General features: G+C 73.1%; 17 protein-coding genes. 10 read left to right on the forward strand and 7 right to left on the reverse strand.

Annotated elements, in window-relative coordinates:
- Positions 1 to 389: carboxyl transferase domain-containing protein (locus IE237_RS10690; protein WP_308433058.1), on the reverse strand; the 389-nt coding region annotated here is incomplete at its 3' end.
- An 87-nt stretch (positions 390 to 476) separates the two neighbouring features.
- Between IE237_RS10690 and IE237_RS10695 the strand changes: the two genes are divergently transcribed.
- Together IE237_RS10695 and IE237_RS10700 are read left to right on the forward strand one after the other, a co-directional pair.
- The gene (locus IE237_RS10695) at positions 477 to 1073 is read left to right on the forward strand and encodes an SACE_7040 family transcriptional regulator (protein ID WP_189801670.1); all 597 of its coding nucleotides are present in this window, start codon (positions 477 to 479) and stop codon (positions 1071 to 1073) included.
- Between the two features lie 66 nt (positions 1074 to 1139).
- Positions 1140 to 1913, forward strand: a complete 774-nt coding sequence (locus tag IE237_RS10700) for a phosphatase (RefSeq protein WP_189801671.1) — start codon at positions 1140 to 1142, stop codon at positions 1911 to 1913.
- On the opposite strand, the gene IE237_RS10705 is transcribed toward IE237_RS10700, so the two are convergent.
- The 4 genes from IE237_RS10705 to IE237_RS10720 all read right to left on the reverse strand — a co-directional run bounded on the left by IE237_RS10705 (position 1914) and on the right by IE237_RS10720 (position 6162).
- The gene (locus tag IE237_RS10705; RefSeq protein WP_189801672.1) at positions 1914 to 2864 is read right to left on the reverse strand and encodes a cation diffusion facilitator family transporter; all 951 of its coding nucleotides are present in this window, start codon (positions 2862 to 2864) and stop codon (positions 1914 to 1916) included.
- Positions 2865 to 2887: 23 nt separating this feature from the next.
- Positions 2888 to 3757 carry an acyl-CoA thioesterase gene (locus IE237_RS10710; RefSeq protein WP_189801673.1) on the reverse strand — a complete coding sequence of 290 codons (870 nt, stop codon included), beginning with the start codon at positions 3755 to 3757 and terminating at the stop codon, positions 2888 to 2890.
- On the reverse strand, positions 3758 to 4915 hold the full coding sequence (locus IE237_RS10715; RefSeq protein ID WP_189801674.1) for an acyl-CoA dehydrogenase family protein: 1158 nt from the start codon (positions 4913 to 4915) through the stop codon (positions 3758 to 3760).
- A 71-nt stretch (positions 4916 to 4986) separates the two neighbouring features.
- The gene (locus IE237_RS10720; RefSeq protein ID WP_189801675.1) at positions 4987 to 6162 is read right to left on the reverse strand and encodes a helix-turn-helix domain-containing protein; all 1176 of its coding nucleotides are present in this window, start codon (positions 6160 to 6162) and stop codon (positions 4987 to 4989) included.
- Between the two features lie 163 nt (positions 6163 to 6325).
- On the opposite strand from IE237_RS10720, the gene IE237_RS10725 reads away from it, so the two are divergent.
- Entirely contained in the window at positions 6326 to 6931 is a 606-nt protein-coding gene (locus IE237_RS10725; RefSeq protein WP_189801676.1) for a hypothetical protein, read from the forward strand.
- A gap of 7 nt (positions 6932 to 6938) precedes the next feature.
- Here the strand turns inward: IE237_RS10725 and IE237_RS10730 are convergent, their stop codons facing one another.
- The gene (locus IE237_RS10730) at positions 6939 to 8375 is read right to left on the reverse strand and encodes a PucR family transcriptional regulator (RefSeq protein ID WP_370468169.1); all 1437 of its coding nucleotides are present in this window, start codon (positions 8373 to 8375) and stop codon (positions 6939 to 6941) included.
- A 173-nt stretch (positions 8376 to 8548) separates the two neighbouring features.
- On the opposite strand from IE237_RS10730, the gene IE237_RS10735 reads away from it, so the two are divergent.
- The 3 genes from IE237_RS10735 (at position 8549) to IE237_RS10745 (ending at position 12891) form a co-directional block, all read left to right on the forward strand.
- Positions 8549 to 10033, forward strand: a complete 1485-nt coding sequence (locus tag IE237_RS10735) for a sodium:solute symporter family protein (protein ID WP_189801678.1) — start codon at positions 8549 to 8551, stop codon at positions 10031 to 10033.
- A 62-nt stretch (positions 10034 to 10095) separates the two neighbouring features.
- Entirely contained in the window at positions 10096 to 11073 is a 978-nt protein-coding gene (gene speB / locus IE237_RS10740) for an agmatinase (RefSeq protein ID WP_041129339.1), read from the forward strand.
- Positions 11074 to 11208: 135 nt separating this feature from the next.
- A complete protein-coding gene (locus IE237_RS10745) occupies positions 11209 to 12891 on the forward strand; it encodes a thiamine pyrophosphate-binding protein (protein WP_189801679.1) in 1683 nt (560 codons plus the stop codon).
- Between the two features lie 79 nt (positions 12892 to 12970).
- Here the strand turns inward: IE237_RS10745 and IE237_RS41310 are convergent, their stop codons facing one another.
- On the reverse strand, positions 12971 to 13342 hold the full coding sequence (locus tag IE237_RS41310) for a hypothetical protein (RefSeq protein ID WP_189801680.1): 372 nt from the start codon (positions 13340 to 13342) through the stop codon (positions 12971 to 12973).
- A 149-nt stretch (positions 13343 to 13491) separates the two neighbouring features.
- Here IE237_RS41310 and IE237_RS10755 point away from each other — a divergent pair, with 149 nt between their 5' ends.
- From IE237_RS10755 to IE237_RS10770, 4 genes are all read left to right on the forward strand, one after another.
- Positions 13492 to 17202: an ABC transporter ATP-binding protein gene (locus IE237_RS10755; protein WP_189801681.1), complete on the forward strand. Its 3711-nt coding sequence runs from the start codon at positions 13492 to 13494 to the stop codon at positions 17200 to 17202.
- A 79-nt stretch (positions 17203 to 17281) separates the two neighbouring features.
- Positions 17282 to 17665 carry a hypothetical protein gene (locus tag IE237_RS10760; RefSeq protein WP_189801682.1) on the forward strand — a complete coding sequence of 128 codons (384 nt, stop codon included), beginning with the start codon at positions 17282 to 17284 and terminating at the stop codon, positions 17663 to 17665.
- A 78-nt stretch (positions 17666 to 17743) separates the two neighbouring features.
- Positions 17744 to 18148 (forward strand): hypothetical protein, encoded by a 405-nt coding sequence (locus IE237_RS10765; RefSeq protein WP_189801683.1) that lies wholly within the window; start codon positions 17744 to 17746, stop codon positions 18146 to 18148.
- Positions 18149 to 18247: 99 nt separating this feature from the next.
- Positions 18248 to 19699, forward strand: coding sequence for an alpha/beta hydrolase family protein (locus tag IE237_RS10770; RefSeq protein WP_189801684.1), 1452 nt, complete (start codon positions 18248 to 18250; stop codon positions 19697 to 19699).
- The last annotated feature ends 251 nt before the right edge of the window (positions 19700 to 19950 follow it).

A 19950-nucleotide genomic window follows, 5' to 3' on the forward strand; every position in this document is an offset into this window, starting at 1 on the left:
CGCAGGTGCTTCTTCACCGTCATCGGGTAGTACGTGCCGCCCTTGACCGTCGCGTCGTTCGCGACGATCACGCACTCACGCCCCGACACCCGGCCGATGCCCGCGATCACACCCGCCGCCGGGGCCTGGTCGCCGTACATGCCGTTCGCCGCCAGCGGCGCCAGCTCCAGGAACGGCGAGCCCGGATCCAACAGCGTGTCCACCCGGTCGCGCGGCAGCAGCTTCCCCCGCGCGGTGTGCCGCGCCCGGGACTTCTCACCGCCACCGAGCGCGGCCGCCGCGAGCTTGGCGCGCAACGTCGCCGCCAGCTCGTGATGAGCCGCCTCATTGGCCTGCCAGGCCGGCGACGCGGGATCCGCCGCGCTCGTCAGCACAGGTGCCTGCTGCATCCCTCGAGCTCCCTTGCTCGGTTAATGAGCGTTAACGTATGACGCCCAGGTTAACGACCGCTAACCGGGTTGTCTAGAATCGAATCCATGACCACGACCCCGACGGCCTCGACACGGATGGACGCGCCGACCCGCCGCGAGCAGATCCTCAAAGAGGCCGCACGTCTCTTCGCCGAGCGCGGCTTCCACGGCGTGGGCGTGGACGAGATAGGGGCGGCGGTCGGCATCAGCGGCCCCGGCCTCTACCGCCACTTCCCGGGCAAGGACGCGATGCTCGCGGAGCTGCTCGTCGGCATCAGCGAGCGGCTCCTGTCCGGCGGACGCCTGCGCGTGGCCGAATCCGACGGGGACTCGCGCGTCCTCCTCGGCTCCCTCATCGACGGGCACATCGACTTCGCCCTCGACGACCGGCCGCTGATCACCCTCCACGACCGCGAGCTCGACCGCCTCAAGGACGAGGACCGCAAGCGGGTCCGCCAGCTCCAGCGGCAGTACGTCGAACTGTGGGTCGCGGCGGTGCGGGAGCTGTACCCCGACGCGGGGGAGTCCGAGTCCCGCACGGCCGTCCACGCCGTCTTCGGCCTCCTCAACTCGACCCCGCACCTGGCCGCGCTCGGCCGTCGGCCCATGGAGGACCTGCTGCGGAAGCTGGCGCACGGGGCGTTCGGGGCGCTGGGCGGGTAGTGGCGAGGGGTCCAGGGGCCGGAATGGGGTGCCCATCGCCTCCGGCGCTCGGACAGAATGAGCCCCATGCCGATACTCAGCCGCCCCGCCCTCGTCGAGCACCTCGTCCGCACCCGGATCGCGGGAGACGTCGCCACCCCGCGCGACAACAACCTCTCCCACTACCGCAAGCTCGCCAACGGCGACCGGCACTACTGGCTCGGGCTCGAACTCGGCGACCGCTGGACCGACGAGCAGGACGTGCTCGCCGTCATGGCCGAGCGGTGCGGCGTGATCGACGACCCGGCGCACCGGGCCGGCCAGGACACCATCGACCCCGAACTCACCGTCGACGGCCTCGACCGGATGGCCGCCCGGCTGCGCAAGGCCGCGGCCGGCAAGGAGCGGGTCCTCTTCGCGACCGGCCACCCCGGTGCGCTCATCGACGTCCACAGCCGGGTCGCCGCGGCGCTGCGCGCGCAGGGCTGCGACATCGTCCGGATCCCCGGCGGGCTCGTCGCCGACGAGGGGTACGTCGTGCAGTTCGCGGACGTCGCCGTCTTCGAGCGCGGCGCGAGCCTGTGGCACACCCACTCCCCGGAGCCGATGAACGCGATCCTCGACGCGCTCGGCGAGGACGGGCGGCCCGACCTGGTGATCGCGGACCACGGGTGGGCCGGGCGGGCGGGGCAGCGGGGCATCGACTCCGTGGGCTACGCGGACTGCAACGACCCCGCGCTCTTCATCGGCGAGGCCGAGGGGACGATGCAGGTCACGATCCCCCTGGACGACCACGTCCTGGACCCCCGCTTCTACGAGCCGATGACCGCCTACACCCTGGCGGCGGCGGGCCTGGCCTGATCAGGAGGGGTCCGGCGGCCCGGCCTCGCGCTGGGCCACGCCCGGGGTCGGGTCCAGGTACACCCGGCGGATCGCCGGGAAGCGTTCCCTGAGCTGTGACTCCGCGTCCTCGCACGCCCATTCCACCTGCTCGGCCGACGACACGTCCCGGAAGTCGATCTTCGCCGCGACGAGGATCTCCCCGGGTCCCTGGATCAGGGTGATCAGGTCGAGGACGTCGATGATGTGCGGGACGGAGAGGAGCTCCTCGCGGATGCCGCCCCGCATGCGGCGCGGGGCCGGCCGGCCGATGAGGAGTTCGGCGTTGGAGCGGCCCAGGACCCACGCGACGTACACGAGCAGGAGTCCGATGAGGATGGAGGCGACGCCGTCCCAGACATCGGAGCCGGTGATCTGGACGCCGAGCAGGCCGCCCGCCGCCAGCATGAGGCCGGCGAGGGCGGCGGAGTCCTCCATGACGACCGCCTTGACGGTGGTGTCGGCGGTGAGCCGCAGGTACCGGGCGAAGGGGGCCTTCATCCGTTCCGCCTCGGCCCTGACCTGCTTGATGCCCGTGCGCAGCGAGAAGCCCTCCAGGACGAAGGCGATGCCGAGGACGATGTAGGAGATCGTCGGGTCGCCGACCTCCTCGCCGTGGGTGAGGGTGTGGATGCCGTCGTAGACGGAGAAGACCGCGCCGCCGACGAAGGTGGCGACCGCGGCCAGCAACGCCCAGACGTAGCGTTCGCCCGCGTAGCCGACGGGATGGTCCTCGTCGGCCGGCTTCTCGCTCCGCTTGAGCGCGGTGAGGAGCATGGCCTCGGTGACGGTGTCGGCGACCGAGTGGGCGGCCTCCGAGAGCATCGCGCTGGAGCCGCTGACGATGCCCGCGACGACCTTGGCGGCGGCGATCCCGAGGTTCGCCACCGCCGCCACGATCACTGTGAAGGTGCTTTCGCCGTTTTCCGTCATGAATCGGACGGTATGTTCGGTCGTCAGCGGGGGACGCGAACGACACCCTCCTGGATGACGGAGATCGCCAGCCGCCCGTCCTGGGTGTAGATCCGGGCCTGGCCGAGGCCACGCCCGCCGGACGAGGTCGGCGACTCCTGGTCGTACAGGAGCCACTCGTCGGCCCGGAAGGGGCGGTGGAACCACATGGCGTGGTCCAGGGACGCCCCGACGACGTCGCCCACGGCCCAGCCGCCCCGGCCGTGGGCCAGGAGGATCGAGTCGAGGAGCGTCATGTCGGAGACGTAGGTCGCCAGGGCGATGTGGAGCAGCGGGTCGTCCGCAAGCTTGCCGTTGGTGCGGAACCAGACCTGGGAGCGGGGCTCGCGGGGCTGTCCGACCGAGCCCCAGGGCGGGACGTCGGCGTACCGGAGGTCGACCGCGGCGCGGGCCTCGACGAGCCGGTCCGCGACCTCGCGGGGGAGGTGGCGGGGGAGCATCTCGGCCGGGGTGTCGAGCGACTCCGGGTCCGGGGCGGGCGGCATGTCGACCTGGTGGTCGAGCCCCTCCTCGTACGCCTGGAAGGAGGCGGAGAGGTGGAAGATCGGCTGCCCGTGCTGGACGGCGACGACCCGGCGGGTGGTGAAGGAGCGGCCGTCGCGGATGCGGTCGACCGTGTAGACGATCGGCGCGCCCGGGTCGCCGGCGCGCAGGAAGTACGCGTGCAGGGAGTGCGCGAGCCGGTCCTCCGGTACGGTCCGCCCCGCCGCCACCAGCGCCTGGGCGGCCACCTGGCCGCCGAAGACGCGGGGGACGATCGAGGGGCGGGACTCGCCCCGGAAGATGTCCTGCTCGATCCGCTCCAGGTCGAGCAGATCGAGCAGGTCATCCAGCGCCGTGTGTGCGTCGGGCACTTACAGGCCCATCGACTTGGCGATGATCGACTTCATGATCTCGCTGGTGCCGCCGTAGATGCGGTTGACGCGGTTGTCGGCGTAGAGGCGGGCGATCGGGTACTCGTTCATGTAGCCGTAGCCGCCGTGCAGCTGGAGGCAGCGGTCGATGACGCGGTGGGCGACCTCGGTGCAGAAGAGCTTGGCGCTCGCGGCCTCGGCCGGGGAGAGCTCGCCCGCGTCCAGGGCCTCCAGGGCGCGGTCGGCGACGGCCTCGGCGGCGTCGACCTCGGCCTGGCAGGCGGCCAACTCGAACTTGGTGTTCTGGAAGGAGGCGACCGGCTTGCCGAAGACCGTGCGGTCCGTGACGTACTGCTGGGCGAAGCGGATGGCGGCCTTGGCCTGGGCGTAGGCGCCGAAGGCGATGCCCCAGCGCTCGGAGGCGAGGTTGTGGCCGAGGTAGTAGAAGCCCTTGCCCTCCTCGCCGAGCAGGTCCTCGACCGGCACCTTGACGTCGACGAAGGCCAGCTCGGCCGTGTCGGAGGTGCGCAGGCCGAGCTTGTCCAGCTTGCGGCCGATGGAGTAGCCCTCGGACTTGGTGTCGACGGCGAAGAGGGAGATGCCGAAGCGGCGGTCCTCGGCCGACGGGGCGGAGGTGCGGGCGCAGACGATCACGCGGTCGGCGTGGACGCCGCCGGTGATGAAGGTCTTGGCGCCGTTGAGGACGTAGTGGGTGCCGTCCTCGGAGAGCTTGGCGGTGGTCTTCATGCCCGCGACGTCGGAGCCGGTGCCCGGCTCGGTCATGGCGAGCGCCCACATCTCCTCGCCGGTGACGAACTTCGGCAGGTAGCGCTTCTTCTGCTCGTCGGTGGAGAGCATCTTGATGTACGGGAGGGCGAGCAGCACGTGCACGCCGGAGCCGCCGAACTGGACGCCCGCGCGCGAGGTCTCCTCGTACAGGACGGCCTCGAACTTGTGGGTGTCCAGGCCCGCGCCGCCGAACTCCTCGGGGACGTTGATGCCGAAGATGCCCAGCTCACCGAGCTTGTCGTAGAACTCGCGCGGCGCCTGGCCCGCGGCGAACCACTCGTCGTAGACGGGGACGACCTCGGCCTCGATGAAGGCGCGGATGGTCTCCCGGAACGCCTCGTGGTCCTCGTTGAATACGGTACGGCGCACGAGCCGCCTCCTTGTCGCTGCCGGTTGTCTAAGCGCTTGCTCAGTGTGTTCTGTTCGAAGTTACCCAGCGGTCACCCGCCCTGTCCAGACTCCGCGCCTGTGATCCAGAGCCCCTTCGCCGGGTCGTAGGCGTGGACCGGGCTCCCCTTCGCCCGCCCGCTCGTACGGAAGGCCTTCCCGTCCGGGGCCCCGATCCGCACCGCACCGCTCCGCCCCTCCGCGCTCCACTCCAGCTCCAGGAACCAGCGGCAGTCGCAGCCCGCCGTGCGGGCGGAGACCAGCAGCTCCTCGGGCTCGGCCGCGGTGACGGCGTAGGGGAACGAGACGGCCGGGATCGTCCGCCCCTCCTGACCCGAGGCGTCGTACCCGTCGACCGACCGCGCGAGCGGGCGCGGCGCGTCGAGGTCCACGGTGAACCGGCGCGGGGTGACGGCCCCGCCGCACCCCTCGTCCATCCGGTACGCCGCCCAGGGCAGCGGCTCCGCCCGCCCCACCACGCGCACGTGCAGCCCCTGGAGGACGACGGCGGATGCCCCCTTCCCCTGCACCGAGATCCGTACGAGCGTCTGCCCGCCGTCCACGGCGCCGAGCGCCCCGGCCCACCGGGCGGCGTCGGCGGGCACCGGGGGAGCGCCGACCCGCGCGGGGGGCCGGTCGGCGAGATAGGTGTGCCCGCAGCCGTTCTCCCAGAGGGAGGCGACGGTGTACGTGAACGGGGGCGCCGTCACCGGCTTCGCCTCGGGCGCCGCGCGGTGCCGCGGCTCCCCGCCGCGCCCGGGCAGCAGGACGGCCCCGAGCGCGAGCGCCACGACGGCGAGGACGGCGCCACCCACCAGCCAGGGCTTGCGGCGCGGCCGCGCGGGGGTGACCACGACGGGCTCGGGTCCGGGCGGTGCGGCGCCCTGGGCCAGTGGTTCGTCCGGGCCGGTGTCCTGGACCGGTGGTCCGTCGGGGCCGGTGTCCTGGGCCGGTGGTCCGGTCGGTGCGCCGTCCCGGGCCGGTGGTCTGCGGACGAGGTCCGCGCGCCGCCAGTGCTCCTCCAGCTCCCGCACCTCCTCCGCGTCGGCCCCGCACAGGCGGGCCAGGCGCCCGACGACGGCGAAGGACTCCGGGACGGCCGCGCCGGAGCCGTAGCGGTGCAGCGTGGAGGCGCTGACGCCGAGCCGCCGCCCCAGCGCCTCGTAACTGCGCCCGTCACGCGTCTTCAGCGCGCGCACCCGCGCCGCGAACTCCTCGACCTCGCCCATCGGACCGCCCCACGTCTCGTTCCACCCCTGTTGCGTTCTCCCACGTCAGAGGGGGTGGAATGGTTCCGGGACGGGTGGCGGGCGCGTCGTCGTTGCCCGGGGCGGGCGGGGGCCCGACGCTGGTGGAGCACTGACCGAACGACCCGACGGGGGATCCACCAGCATGAACAGGCTCCGCACCGCACTCGCCGCCACCGCCGCTGCCGCCCTGGGCCTCGCCGCCCTCGCCGCCGCCCCGGCGCAGGCCGCCGCCCAGCCCGCCTTCCTCTCCGCCGCGCAGATGCCCGCGTCGTCGACGCCGTGGACCGCCACCCAGGTCTTCACCGGCGTCCCGGAGAACGGCGGCGCCCTCTGCGCCCCGTACAAGATCCCGGCGCAGAACAGCCGCTACCGTGAGTTCACCACCGAGCTCGACACCAACGGCGTCCAGATCACCACCGTCGCCCGCACCGAGGCCGACGCGGTGAAGCTGGTCGACACCCTCCGCACGGCCCTCGCCGGCTGCGGCCCCCTCCTTGAGCGGCAGAACCCGGGCCTGCACGCCGTCAGCGCCTACCACGGCAAGCTCGCCGTGGAGGAGGGCGCCTGGGTCTACAGCCTGGACACCGCCGACCCGCAGATCGGCAACACCGACATCCACCTGTTCTCCGTCGGCCGCGACGGCCGCACCGTCACCTTCGTCCGCTGGGGCCAGATGGGCGACCTCAAGGACGCCCCGCTGGCCGCCTTCCGCACGACGGCGAAGACGGCGGTGAACAAGCTCTGGTGAGCCCGCCTCACCGCAGCGCGAACCACAGCTCCATCCGGACGTCCGGATCGTCCAGGTCCCGGTCGAGCAGCGCCGCGCAGCGGGCGATCCGCTGACGGACCGTGTTCCGGTGGATCTCCAGGGCCACCGCCGTCCGGTCCCAGCTGCCGTGCAGCGAGAGCCAGGCCCGGAGCGTCTCGACGAGGGGTTCGCCGAGCGGGGCCAGCACCTCCCGGGCGTACGCGGCGGCCTCGTCGCGGTCCACCAGCGCGGCGAAGCCGCTGGCGCGGTGCCGGACCAGAGCCGCCCGGGAGGCCTCCGCCCGGCGCAGCGCCCGCGCCGCCTGCGCCTCCCCGGCGGCGAGCTCCGAGGACGTCACGGGGGCGCTCGCCCCGAGCGTCCACCCCTCCTGCGCGGTGACGGCGGCGGAGGACGGCAGGAGGAGCCGTACGGTGCCTCCGTCGTGGGCCACCAGCGGCGTCCCGAGCTCCGCCGCCAGGCTCGTCGCCGCGAACGGGGTGCCGTCGCCGCCCCGCGCGTGCACCACCGTCCAGGGCTCCGGGCCCAGGGCGCCCGCGACCTCCGCCGGGGTCGCGCCGAGCAGCAGCCGCACCAGGGCCCCGTCCCGTACGGTCACGTCCGCGCCCCGGTGCGGGGCCGTCAGCAGGGAGAGCAGGACCACCGCCACGCCCGCGATCGTGTGGTCGCCCGGGCCGCGCCGCTCCGTCGCCACGCCGAGCGTCAGACCGTCCCCGCCGCCCAGCGCGTAGGCGGCGAGCCGCAGTCCGCCGCCGTCTCCGCTCGCCGAGGCCGGCCCGCCCGGGCGCGGTCCGAGCACCCCCGCGAGGTCCCGCAGCGCCCGCGCCGCCTCCGCCGGGACCTCCCGGCCGGCCGCCGCCGACTCGGTGCCGTCCGCCCCGAACAGCACCGCCCGCCCCCCGAGCCGTGAGGCGAGCGCGCCGAGGACCGCCGGGACGGGCGCCTGGCGGGCCGCGGCCGCCGCCAGGGACTGCTGGGCCTCGGTCACCCGGCGCAGCTCGTGCAGCCGGGCCTCCGCCATGAGCCGCCACAGCGCACGCGCCACCGCCGTGAAGGGGGTCCTCGGCGGCACCTCGACGAGCGGGAGCCCGTGCCGCGCGCACGCCTCGACGAGCGCGGCGGGGACTGTGTCGTACACGGGGGTCACCCCGAAGGCGAGCGCCGCGGCCCCCGCCTCCACGACCCGCTCGACGTAGTGCGCCGGATCGGTGAGCAGGACGCCCGCCGTCATCAGCAGCTCGCCGCCGAGCAGGTACGGATAGGGGTCGGCCATCTCCGAGGTGTGCACCCAGTGGAGCGGGACGTCCTCGGGCCCGGCGAGCAGCCGCAGGCCCAGGTCGGTGCGGGCGAGCAGCGCGGCGAGCGGCACCGGCGGCGCCGGAGGGGTGGAGCCGGCCTCCGGTGAGGGCGACGGGGTCATCGGCATGGGCCCTTCGTACATCCCCCGCCCGGACAGTGGAGGAAACGTACACTTCAACGCCGCTTTCCGGCCACCTACTGTCGTGACATCCCAGGGCCGCGGGTACGGGCGGATGTCCCCGCGATCAGCACCTGGGCACTCCCCCGCACGACACGCCACCGAGGTGAGAAGGAGGGCCCATGGCCGTCGACTACACAGTGATCGTCCTGTACCTGGCCGGCATGCTCGCGATGGGCTGGTGGGGCATGCGCCGCGCCAGGTCCAAGAGCGAGTTCCTGGTGGCCGGCCGCCGCCTCGGGCCCTGGATGTACTCCGGGACGATGGCCGCCATCGTCCTCGGCGGCGCCTCCACCATCGGCGGCGTGGGCCTCGGCTACAAGTACGGCCTCTCCGGCGCCTGGATGGTCTTCGCGATCGGCCTCGGCCTGCTCGCCCTGTCGGTCTTCTTCTCCGCCCGCATCGCCCGGCTGAAGGTCTACACCGTCTCCGAGATGCTCGACCTGCGCTACGGCGGCAGGGCCGGTGTCATCTCGGGCGTCGTGATGTGGGCGTACACGCTGATGCTCGCGGTCACCTCGACCATCGCGTACGCCACGATCTTCGACGTCCTCTTCGACCTGCCCCGGACCCTCGCGATCGTCCTCGGCGGCACCATCGTCGTCGCGTACTCGACGCTCGGCGGCATGTGGTCCATCACCATCACCGACATGGTGCAGTTCGTGGTGAAGACCATCGGCGTGCTGCTCCTGCTGCTGCCGATCGCCGTGATCAAGGCGGGCGGCTTCTCCGGGATGCGGGACGCGCTGCCCACCTCGTACTTCGAGCCGCTCGGCATCGGCGGCGAGACGATCTTCACGTACGTGCTGATCTACACCTTCGGCATGCTCATCGGCCAGGACATCTGGCAGCGGGTCTTCACCGCCCGCACCGACAAGGTCGCCAAGTGGGGCGGCACCGTCGCCGGCACCTACTGTCTGGCGTACGCGCTGGCCGGAGCCGTCATCGGCACCGCGGCCAAGGTCATGTACCCCACGCTGCCCAGCGCCGACGACGCCTTCGCCACCATCGTCAAGGACGAGCTGCCGATGGGCGTCCGGGGCCTCGTCCTCGCCGCCGCGCTCGCCGCCGTCATGTCCACCTCCTCCGGCGCCCTCATCGCCTGCGCCACCGTCGCCAACAACGACATCTGGTCACGACTGCGCGGCGCCGTCGCGAGGAAGGACGAGAACGACCACGACGAGGTCAAGGGCAACCGCCTCTTCATCCTCATCATGGGCGTCGCCGTCATCCTCATCGCCATCGCCCTCAACGACGTCGTCCAGGCCCTCACCGTCGCCTACAACCTGCTGGTCGGCGGGCTCCTCGTGCCCGTCCTCGGCGGCCTGCTCTGGCGCCGCGGCACCGTCCAGGGCGCGCTCGCCGCGGTCACCGTCGGCGGCCTGGCCGTCATTGGCCTGATGTGGACTTACGGAATCTTGGCAAATGAGCCTGTTTACTATGGTTTGTTGGCCTCGCTCGCCGCATATGTGATCGTTTCCCTGGCGACCCGCCCGACGGACGCCACCGTGCTCGCGAACTGGCGCGCCCGCCTCGCGGGCCAGGACCCGGCCGAAGGCCCCGCACCCGAGGGCGCCGAGGCCACCCCGGCGACCCTGACCGGCTGAACCACCGACACCCGGACGGAACCCGTCCGGAGAGAACCCGACCACCCAGGAGGACCCCGACCATGAGCAGCAGCGACCAGAACGCCTTCCGCGGCCCGATCGACTCGTCCCGCATCCCGCGGTACGCAGGTCCCGCGACGTTCGCCCGGCTGCCGCGCCTCGACGAGGTCGGCACCGCCGACGTCGCCGTGGTCGGCGTCCCCTTCGACACCGGTGTCTCCTACCGCCCCGGCGCCCGCTTCGGCGGCAACGCCATCCGCGAGGCCTCCCGCCTGCTCCGCCCCTACAACCCGGCGCAGGACGCCTCCCCGTTCGCCCTCGCCCAGGTCGCGGACGCCGGCGACATCGCCGCCAACCCCTTCAACATCAACGAGGCCGTCGAGACCATCGAGGCCGCCGCCGACGACCTCCTCGGCACCGGCGCCCGCATGATGACCCTCGGCGGCGACCACACGATCGCCCTGCCGCTGCTGCGCTCCGTCGCCAAGAAGCACGGCCCCGTCGCCCTGCTCCACTTCGACGCGCACCTCGACACCTGGGACACCTACTTCGGCGCCGAGTACACCCACGGCACGCCGTTCCGCCGCGCCGTCGAGGAAGGCATCCTCGACACCTCCGCCCTCTCCCACGTCGGCACCCGCGGCCCGCTCTACGGCAAGCAGGACCTCACCGACGACGAGAAGCTCGGCTTCGGCATCGTCACCTCCTCCGACGTCTACCGCCGCGGCGCCGACGAGGTCGCCGACCAGCTGCGCCAGCGCATCGGCGACCGCCCGCTGTACATCTCCATCGACATCGACTGCCTCGACCCGGCCCACGCCCCGGGCACCGGCACCCCCGAGGCCGGCGGCATGACCTCCCGCGAGCTCCTGGAGATCCTCCGCGGCCTCTCCTCCTGCAACCTGGTCTCCGCCGACGTCGTCGAGGTCGCCCCGGCGTACGACCACGCCGAGATCACCGCCGTCGCCGCGTCCCACACGGCGTACGAACTGACGACCATCATGTCCCGCCAGATCGCAGCGGCGCGCGACGCGAAGTAGCCTGCGCGGCGCGGGTCGGGCGGTGCCCGACCCGCGTCCGCCGGGTTGTGGGCATGCGTTCTGCGGGGCGGAACGGGTGGGCACAACCCGACCACCGGCCCGCACCCGACCACCGAGCCACGCCAAGGGACGACCATGACCCACGACCACGACCTGGTCCTGCGCCCCACCGCCGCCCAGACCGAGGCGGCCCTCAACCCGCCCGCCGGGCGCAACGGCGGCGACCTCGTCGTCGAGACCCTCACCGGCCTCGGCGCGACCACCGTCTTCGGCCTGCCCGGCCAGCACGCCCTCGGCATGTTCGACGCCCTGCGCCGCTCGACGCTGCAGTACGTCGGCCTCCGCGTCGAGAACAACGCCGGCTTCGCCGCCGACGCGTACGGCCGGATCACCGGCGAGGCCGCCCCGCTGCTGCTCTCCACCGGCCCCGGCGCCCTCATGTCGCTCGCCGCGCTCCAGGAGGCGGCCGCCGCCTCCGCCCCGGTCCTCGCGATCGGCAGCCAGATCCCGGCGGCCGGGCTCGGCGGCGGCCGGCACGGCTACCTCCACGAGCTCCGCGACCAGCAGGCCTCCTTCCGGGACGTCGTGAAGTCCGTCCACACGGTCCGTACGCAGTCCCAGATCCCCTCCGCGATCGCCGCGGCCTGGGAGTCGGCGCTCACCGCCCCGCACGGGCCCGTCTGGGTGGAGATCCCCCAGGACGTGCTCCTCGCCGAGACCACCCTGCCGGTGGTCACCGCCATGGACGCGACGCCCGAGGACGTCGTCCCGCGCCCCGAGCTCACGGCGGTCGCGGCGCACCTCCTGGCGAACGCCGAGCGGCCCGCGATCATCGCGGGCGGCGGGGTCGTCCGCTCCGACGCCTCCGGCAAGCTCCTCGCGCTCGCCGAGCGGATCGACGCCCCCGTCGTCACCACCTTCGGCGGCAAGGGCGCCTTCCCCTGGGAGCACCCGCTCTCGCTCCAGTCCTGGCTGGAGGACCGGCACACCACGGACTTCCTGGAGGACGCCGACGTCCTCCTCGTCGTCGGCTCGGGCCTCGGCGAGCTGTCCTCGAACTACCACACGTTCGCCCCGCGCGGCCGGGTGATCCAGATCGAGGCCGACGCGGGCAAGCTGGAGTCCAACCACCCGGCGCTCGGCATCCACGCGGACGCCCGCCTCGCGCTCCAGGCCCTCCTGGAGACCGTCGGGGAGCGGACGGACCCGGCCGCCCCCGAGCGGGTCTCGGCCGTCCTGGGCAAGGTGCGGGAGCGGATCGCCGCCCAGGACCTCGGTCTGGAGCAGCGGATCGTCGCGGCGGTGCGGGAGGCGCTCCCGGACCGGGCCCCCAGCTTCTGGGACATGACGATCCTGGCGTACTGGGCGTGGTCGGCCTTCGACGCGCGGCACCCGAACACGATGCACTCCGCCCAGGGCGCCGGCGGCCTCGGGTACGGCTTCCCCGCCGCCCTCGGCGCGGCCGCCGCCGACCCGTCCCAGCCGGTCCTCGCGGTCTCCGGCGACGGCGGCGCGATGTACTCGATCGCGGAGCTGGCGACGGCGAAGCAGTACGGCCTCGACGTGACCTGGCTGATCGTCGACGACGGCGGCTACGGGATCCTGCGGGAGTACATGACGGGCGCGTTCGGCGAGGCCACGGCCACCGAGCTCACCCGCCCGGACTTCGTCGCCCTGTCCGAGTCCTTCGGTGTCCCGGCCACCCTGACGACCCCGGAGACCCTGACGGCGGACCTGTCGAAGGCCCTCGCCACCCCGGGCCCGTCGGTGGTGGTCCTCCCGGCCCTCCTGAGGATGTTCGAGCCGACGCACCTGTGACGGGCGAGAGCCGTCCGCCCGGCCCGTGACCGGCCGCGGGCGACCCGCCCGGCCGTGGGGGCCGGGCGGGGCCGCCCGCTCAGTCGACCAGGCCCTCCCAGGCCTTCCGGTACTCGGCGAGCTGCGCCTCGTACCCCTGCCGGAAGTGCTGCTCCCGCGGGGTGATCTGGTTGCCGTCCATGGGCTGCGGGGGTATCAGCCGCGCCACGTCGGCGAAGGCCACCGCCGCCGCCGCGGCGACGGGCCCGCCTCGCTCCCGGGCGGCCAGGACGTCGAGGCCCGAGCTCTGCAGGAAGCCCCGGAAGACCGTCCGGGGCCTGCTGACCGTGTCCTTCAGCTCCCGGTCCGTCGCCGGAACCACCCGCCCGGCCGACGCCAACCCCCGCACCGCCCGTAACGCCGCGTACAACCGCCCCCACTGATACGGCTTCCCGTCCTCGACCTTCCCCACGGACCTCCCCTTCCCCTCCGTCCACGGCACCGCCCGTCCGGCGGCCCGGGGACTCCCTACCCGCTCCGGCGCGAATTGTTGCGGCGGGATGAAATCGCACGTCGGCCGTGTTGGGGCTTCCGGTAGAGCAGGATGGATGGGAGGCCCTCGTGGCGGTCGGGGAGAAACAGCAGGGCTGGGCGCGCAGGCTGGCCGGGTACGCGTGGCGGTACAGGACGAACACGCTGCTCGCGCTCGGGTCCTCGCTGGCCGGCATGGCCGTGCTCGCCCTCGTGCCGCTCGTCACCAAGGTGATCATCGACGACGTCATCGGCACGAAGACCCGGGACCTCGGTGTCTGGACCGGGCTGCTCATCGGCGCCGCCGTCCTCGTCTACGCCCTCACCTACGTCCGCCGCTACTACGGCGGCCGGCTCGCCCTCGACGTCCAGCACGACCTGCGCACCGACATGTACGACACCGTCACCCGGCTCGACGGGCGGCGGCAGGACGAGCTGTCCACCGGGCAGGTCGTCGGGCGGGCCACCAGCGACCTCCAGCTGATCCAGGGCCTGCTGTTCATGCTCCCGATGACCATCGGGAACGTCCTGCTGTTCCTCATCTCGCTGGCCGTCATGGCCTGGCTGTCGATCCCGCTCACCCTCGTCGCGCTCGCCGTCGCCCCCGCCCTCTGGTGGATCGCCAGGCGCAGCCGCACCCGGCTCCACCCGGCCACCTGGCACGCGCAGCAGCAGGCCGCCGTCGTCGCCGGCGTCGTCGACGGGGCCGTGTCCGGCGTCCGGGTCGTCAAGGGCTTCGGCCAGGAGGACCAGGAGACCGGCAAGATCCGCGAGGCCGGGCGGAAGCTCTTCGCCGGCCGGCTGCGGACGATCCGGCTGAACTCGAAGTACACCCCCGCCCTCCAGGCCGTGCCCACCCTCGGCCAGGTCGCGGTCCTCGCCCTCGGCGGCTGGCTCGCCTACCGGGGCCAGATCACCCTCGGCACCTTCGTCGCCTTCTCCGCCTACCTGGCCTCCCTCGTGGGCCCGGTCCGCATGCTCGCCATGGTCCTCACCGTCGGCCAGCAGGCCCGCGCCGGCGTCGAGCGCGTCTTCGACCTCGTCGACACCGAGCCGGTGATCAAGGACGGCACCAAGGAGCTGCCCGCCGACGCGCCCGCGACCGTCGAGTTCGACGACGTGTCCTTCGCCTACGAGGACGGGCGGCCGGTCCTCGACGGGTTCTCCCTGGAGATCCGGCCCGGCGAGACCGTCGCCGTCGTCGGTGCCTCCGGCTCCGGCAAGTCGACCGTCTCCCTCCTCCTGCCCCGCTTCTACGACGTCACCCACGGCGCCGTCCTCGTCGGCGGCCACGACGTCCGCGAGCTCACCCTCGACTCGCTGCGCGCCGCCGTCGGCCTCGTCCCCGAGGACTCCTTCCTCTTCTCCGACACGGTCGCCGCGAACATCGCGTACGGCGTCCCCGACGCCACCCGCGAGCAGATCGAGACCGCCGCCCGCGCCGCCCAGGCGGACCGTTTCATCGCCGAGCTCCCGGACGGGTACGACACCAAGGTCGGCGAGCACGGACTCACCCTCTCCGGCGGCCAGCGCCAGCGCGTCGCACTCGCCCGCGCGATCCTCACCGACCCCCGGCTGCTCCTCCTCGACGACGCCACCTCCGCCGTCGACGCCAAGGTCGAGCACGAGATCCACGAGGCCCTGAAGTCGGTGATGGCGGGCCGTACGACCCTGCTCATCGCCCACCGCCGCTCCACCCTCGGCCTCGCCGACCGCATCGCCGTCCTCGACGACGGCCGCCTCGCCGACATCGGCACCCACGCGGAGCTGGAGCGGCGCTCCCCGCTGTTCCGCCGCCTCCTCACCGACCCGGAGGAGCTCGGCGCGGTCTCTCCCGGCCACGTCACGCCGCCGGAGCTCCCCGAGGACCGCACGCTGCGGGCCGAGCTGGACGCCGAGTTCGACGCCGAGCGGGGCATCACCCCCACCCTGTGGGTACGGGACGAGACCACCGGCCGCGAGAGCCCCGCGCCCGGAGCCACCCCCGAGCTGCTCGCCGCCGTCGAGGCCCTGCCGCCGGCCACCGACACCCCCGAGATCGACGAGGCCCGGGCCGTGTCGCCCGAGGACGCGTACGGGCTGCGCCGGCTGCTGCGCGGCTTCGGCGCCCCGCTGCTCATCAGCCTCGGCCTGGTCGCCCTCGACGCGGGCGCCGGCCTGCTGCTTCCGGTCCTGATCCGGCACGGCATCGACGAGGGCGTGAACCGGCTCGCGATCGGCGCCGTCTGGGCGGCCTCCGCGCTCGCCCTGGTCACCGTCCTCGTGCAGTGGGTCGCGCAGACCGCCGAGACCCGGATGACCGGCCGCACCGGCGAACGGGTCCTCTACGCGCTGCGCCTGAAGATCTTCTCCCAGCTCCAGCGGCTCGGCCTGGACTACTACGAGCGCGAGCTCACCGGCCGGATCATGACCCGGATGACGACGGACGTGGACGCCCTGTCGACGTTCCTGCAGACGGGTCTGGTCACCGCCTTCGTCTCGGTCGTCACCTTCTTCGGGATCATGGTCGCGCTGCTGGTGCTCGACCTCCAGCTCGCCCTGGTCGTCTTCGCGACGCTGCCGGTCCTCGCCGTCGCCACGTACTACTTCCGCCGCTCCAGCGTGAAGGCGTACGAGCTGGCCCGGGAGCGGATCAGCGTCGTCAACGCCGACCTCCAGGAGTCGGTCGCCGGCCTCCGGATCGTGCAGGCCTTCCGCCGCGAGCGCTCGGGCGCGGCCCGGTTCGCGGAGCGCAGCGACTCGTACCGCGAGGCGCGCGTCCGGGGCCAGTGGCTGATCTCGGTCTACTTCCCCTTCGTGACCCTGCTGTCCTCGGCCGCCGCGGCGGCCGTCATGATCGTCGGCGCGAACCGCATCGAGGCCGGCACCCTCACCACGGGCGCGCTCGTCGCCTACCTCCTCTACATCGACCTCTTCTTCGCCCCCGTGCAGCAGCTCTCGCAGGTCTTCGACGGCTACCAGCAGGCCGCCGTCTCGCTGAAGCGGATGCAGGAGCTCCTCCAGGAGCCGACGTCGACGGCCGCCGCCGACGCGCCCCTGGACGTCCTCTCGCTGCGCGGCGAGATCGCCTTCGAGGACGTGTCCTTCGCGTACGGGGAGGAGGAAGAGGCCCTCACCGGGATCGATCTGCGGATCCCCGCCGGGCAGACCGTCGCCTTCGTCGGCGAGACCGGCGCCGGCAAGTCCACCCTGGTCAAGCTGGTCGCCCGGTTCTACGACCCGACGGGCGGCCGGGTCACCGCCGACGGCACCGACCTGCGGGACCTCGACCTCACCGCGTACCGCCACAGGCTCGGTGTCGTCCCCCAGGAGGCGTACCTCTTCGCCGGGACGGTCCGCGACGCCATCGCGTACGGCCGCCCGGAGGCGACCGACGCCGAGGTCGAGGCGGCGGCCCGCGCGGTCGGCGCGCACGACATGATCGCCACGCTGGACGGCGGCTACCTCCACGAGGTCTCCGAGCGCGGCCGGAACCTCTCCGCCGGGCAGCGCCAGCTGATCGCCCTGGCCCGCGCCGAGCTCGTCGACCCGGACGTGCTGCTGCTCGACGAGGCCACGGCCGCCCTCGACCTGGCCACCGAGGCCCAGGTCAACGCGGCCACCGACCGGCTCGCGGGCCGCCGCACGACGCTGGTCGTCGCCCACCGCCTGACGACGGCCGCCCGCGCGGACCGTGTGGTCGTCATGGACCACGGGCGGGTCGCGGAGGACGGCACCCACGACGAACTGCTCGCCCTGGGCGGCCGGTACGCGTCCCTGTGGAACACCTTCATCGGGGAGGCGGAGCCGGAGCGGGTGTGAGCGAGGTGAGTACGGGGGTCCGCCGGGGTGAGTATCCCGGCGGATCCCCGGACCTCGTCCGGCGGGATTGAATCGGGGCATGAGCCACGATCCCCGCACCCGCCCTGCCTCTCCCGTCCGCCCCGGCGCACCGGCCGCCGAGGCCGGGCTCCTGCGGCGACGATCCGCTGAGGCCATGCTCCTGCGGAGGCGGGGCATGATCTGGGCCGGGGTGTTTCTGCCCGCGGTCCCGCTCGCCGCCGTCGCTGCGCTCACCAGCGAGAACGCCGGCCGCTGCGTGGCCTACGGGAACGGCTGCGGCAGCGTCACGGGCCTGTTCGCCCTCGTGGCCCTCGGGATGGTTCTCGTGGCGCTCGTGACCGTGCAGAGCACCTCGCGCGCCGCCGTCCGCCGCGCCGCGTACCGGGTCCAGCTCGGCGCGGAGTTCGTCTTCCTGACGCTGGTCATGACGGCCTTCGGCTGACAGGGGCATGCGGAGGCAACCATTCCTGGGTGTGGTGCGTCGTACGGCCGTACGACGACTCGCCCGGGAGGGGAACGCATGATCACGGACACCGGCACGGTCCGGACCCTCGCCCGCGTACTCGTCCCCCTCCTCGCCGCCCTCGCGCTGCTCCTCCTCCCCGGGCCCGGCCCCGGCGGCGGGACCGCCGACGCCGCCGCCGTCTGCCACGGCCGGCCCACCCGGACGATCACCTTCGCCACCGGCGAGCTGCGCCTCTACCGGACCCGCCAGTACGTCTGCGCCGTCACCGTCGCCACCCGGCCGGGCCCCCGCCGCCCGATGGCCGTCTCGCTCCAGCCGCGCGGCGCCCGCCCCGTCGTCCGGTCGGGCCGCTTCGACCGGCAGGCGGGCCCCGTGACGGTCCACGCGCTCAACCGCTGCGTCCGGGCGGGCGGTTCGGTCGCGGGCCGGGGAACGACTACGGGCTGGATCCTGTGCTGATGTACAGGAAAGTCCAAGGGTAAGGACCAACTGGGTCTGGCGGTCCCCACGTTGTCCCCGCTAGGTTCGCGACACCGTTGTGAACCAAGGGGAGGGTGAATGCGCAAGTCGCTGAGATGGGCGCTGTCGCTTTCGGTGCTCATAGGCACCGTCGGGTCGACCGGTGTGGCCACCGCCGCGGACACGGAGACCGGCAGCGCGGCCGTCGTCGACTCGCAGAGCACGAGCACCGACATCAAGGACCGCATCCTGGCGATCCCCGGGATGAGCCTGATCGAGGAGAAGCCGTACGCCGGCTACCGCTACTTCGTCCTGGAGTACGTCCAGCCGATCGACCACCACCGCCCGTGGGCGGGTACGTTCAAGCAGCGGATCTCGATCCTCCACAAGGACACGAGCCGCCCCACCGTCTTCCGCACCAGCGGCTACGGGCTGAGCACCACGCCGAGCCGGACCGAGCCGACGCGGATCATCGACGGCAACCAGGTCTCCATGGAGTACCGCTTCTTCACGCCGTCCCGCCCGCAGCCCGCCGACTGGTCGAAGCTGAACATCTGGCAGGCGGCCAGCGACCAGCACCGGATCTACACGGCGCTGAAGGGGATCTACGGCCAGAAGTGGCTCTCCACCGGCGCCAGCAAGGGCGGCATGACCGCCACGTACTACGAGCGCTTCTACCCGCGCGACATGGACGGCGTCGTCGCGTACGTGGCCCCGAACGACGTGGTCAACAAGGAGGACTCGGCCTACGACCGGTTCTTCGAGACCGTCGGCACGAAGGACTGCCGCGACCGCCTGAACAACATGCAGCGCGAGGCCCTCGTCCGCCGCGAGCCGCTGGAGAAGAAGTACAAGGCCTGGGCCGAGTCCGAGGGCGCCACCTTCAACACGGTCGGCTCGCTCGACAAGGCGTACGAGGCCGTCGTCCTCGACTTCGTCTGGGGCTTCTGGCAGTACTACGGCCAGGACGTCTGCGACCAGATCCCGGACGCGGCGACCGCGAGCGACGACGCCGTCTACGAGACGATCGACGCCTACTCCGGCTGGTCCGCCTACACCGACCAGGGCCTGGAGTACTACACGCCGTACTACTACCAGGCGGCCACCGAGCTCGGCTCGCCCACCATCAAGCAGCCGCACCTCAACGGCCTGAGCCGCTACGGCTACCAGCCGGCCAGCAGCTTCGTGCCGCGTGAGATCCCGATGAGGTTCAAGCCGCAGGCGATGCGGGACGTCGACGACTGGGTCCGCAAGAACGCGAACCACATGCTCTTCGTCTACGGCGGCAACGACCCGTGGGGCTCCGAGAAGTTCCGCCTCGGCAAGGGCGCGCGCGACAGCTACGTGTACGTGGCGCCGGGCGCCAACCACGGCGCGAACGTCGCGGGTCTCGTCGACGCGGAGCGCGAGAACGCGACGGCGCGCATCCTGGCCTGGGCGGGTGTCCCCGCACCGGCGGCGCAGGCGGCACAGCCGCTGGCCCGCTTTGACGCGCGGCTCGACACGGTGCCGGACGAGGAAGCGACACGGGAACACGGCCTGAGGCCGTAACGCACCGCTGCGGGGCGCGCCCCAGCCCGTGTGGGCCCGGGGCCCGCCCCGTGGGGGCGGCGCCCACCCCCGTTGTGGGCCGGCGCCCCGCCCGTGTGGGCAATCGTCCCGCTGGGGCGGGACGGGTGGGCACACGGGACGGCGCCTCTAGCGGCGCCTCCGCGTTCCGCGCCTGGACCCGCACCACTCGTGCACTGCACCGGGGGTGCGGGTCGGGGCGCGGGAGCCTCGGGCGCCGGCAAGGGCGCCGT

Origin of the sequence: Streptomyces tanashiensis, assembly GCF_014648895.1 — a bacterium.
In the GTDB taxonomy this organism is placed as follows: domain Bacteria; phylum Actinomycetota; class Actinomycetes; order Streptomycetales; family Streptomycetaceae; genus Streptomyces; species Streptomyces tanashiensis.

What these genes read in the sequence shown, in the direction of transcription:
- IE237_RS10695 (WP_189801670.1), top strand. Translation starts at nt 477, where the DNA reads ATGACCACGACCCCGACGGCCTCGACACGGATGGACGCGCCGACCCGC.
- IE237_RS10700 (WP_189801671.1), top strand. Translation starts at nt 1,140, where the DNA reads ATGCCGATACTCAGCCGCCCCGCCCTCGTCGAGCACCTCGTCCGCACC.
- IE237_RS10705 (WP_189801672.1), bottom strand. Translation starts at nt 2,864, where the DNA reads ATGACGGAAAACGGCGAAAGCACCTTCACAGTGATCGTGGCGGCGGTG.
- IE237_RS10720 (WP_189801675.1), bottom strand. Translation starts at nt 6,162, where the DNA reads ATGGGCGAGGTCGAGGAGTTCGCGGCGCGGGTGCGCGCGCTGAAGACG.
- IE237_RS10725 (WP_189801676.1), top strand. Translation starts at nt 6,326, where the DNA reads ATGAACAGGCTCCGCACCGCACTCGCCGCCACCGCCGCTGCCGCCCTG.
- IE237_RS10730 (WP_370468169.1), bottom strand. Translation starts at nt 8,375, where the DNA reads ATGCCGATGACCCCGTCGCCCTCACCGGAGGCCGGCTCCACCCCTCCG.
- IE237_RS10735 (WP_189801678.1), top strand. Translation starts at nt 8,549, where the DNA reads ATGGCCGTCGACTACACAGTGATCGTCCTGTACCTGGCCGGCATGCTC.
- speB (WP_041129339.1), top strand. Translation starts at nt 10,096, where the DNA reads ATGAGCAGCAGCGACCAGAACGCCTTCCGCGGCCCGATCGACTCGTCC.
- IE237_RS10745 (WP_189801679.1), top strand. Translation starts at nt 11,209, where the DNA reads ATGACCCACGACCACGACCTGGTCCTGCGCCCCACCGCCGCCCAGACC.
- IE237_RS10760 (WP_189801682.1), top strand. Translation starts at nt 17,282, where the DNA reads ATGAGCCACGATCCCCGCACCCGCCCTGCCTCTCCCGTCCGCCCCGGC.
- IE237_RS10765 (WP_189801683.1), top strand. Translation starts at nt 17,744, where the DNA reads ATGATCACGGACACCGGCACGGTCCGGACCCTCGCCCGCGTACTCGTC.
- IE237_RS10770 (WP_189801684.1), top strand. Translation starts at nt 18,248, where the DNA reads ATGCGCAAGTCGCTGAGATGGGCGCTGTCGCTTTCGGTGCTCATAGGC.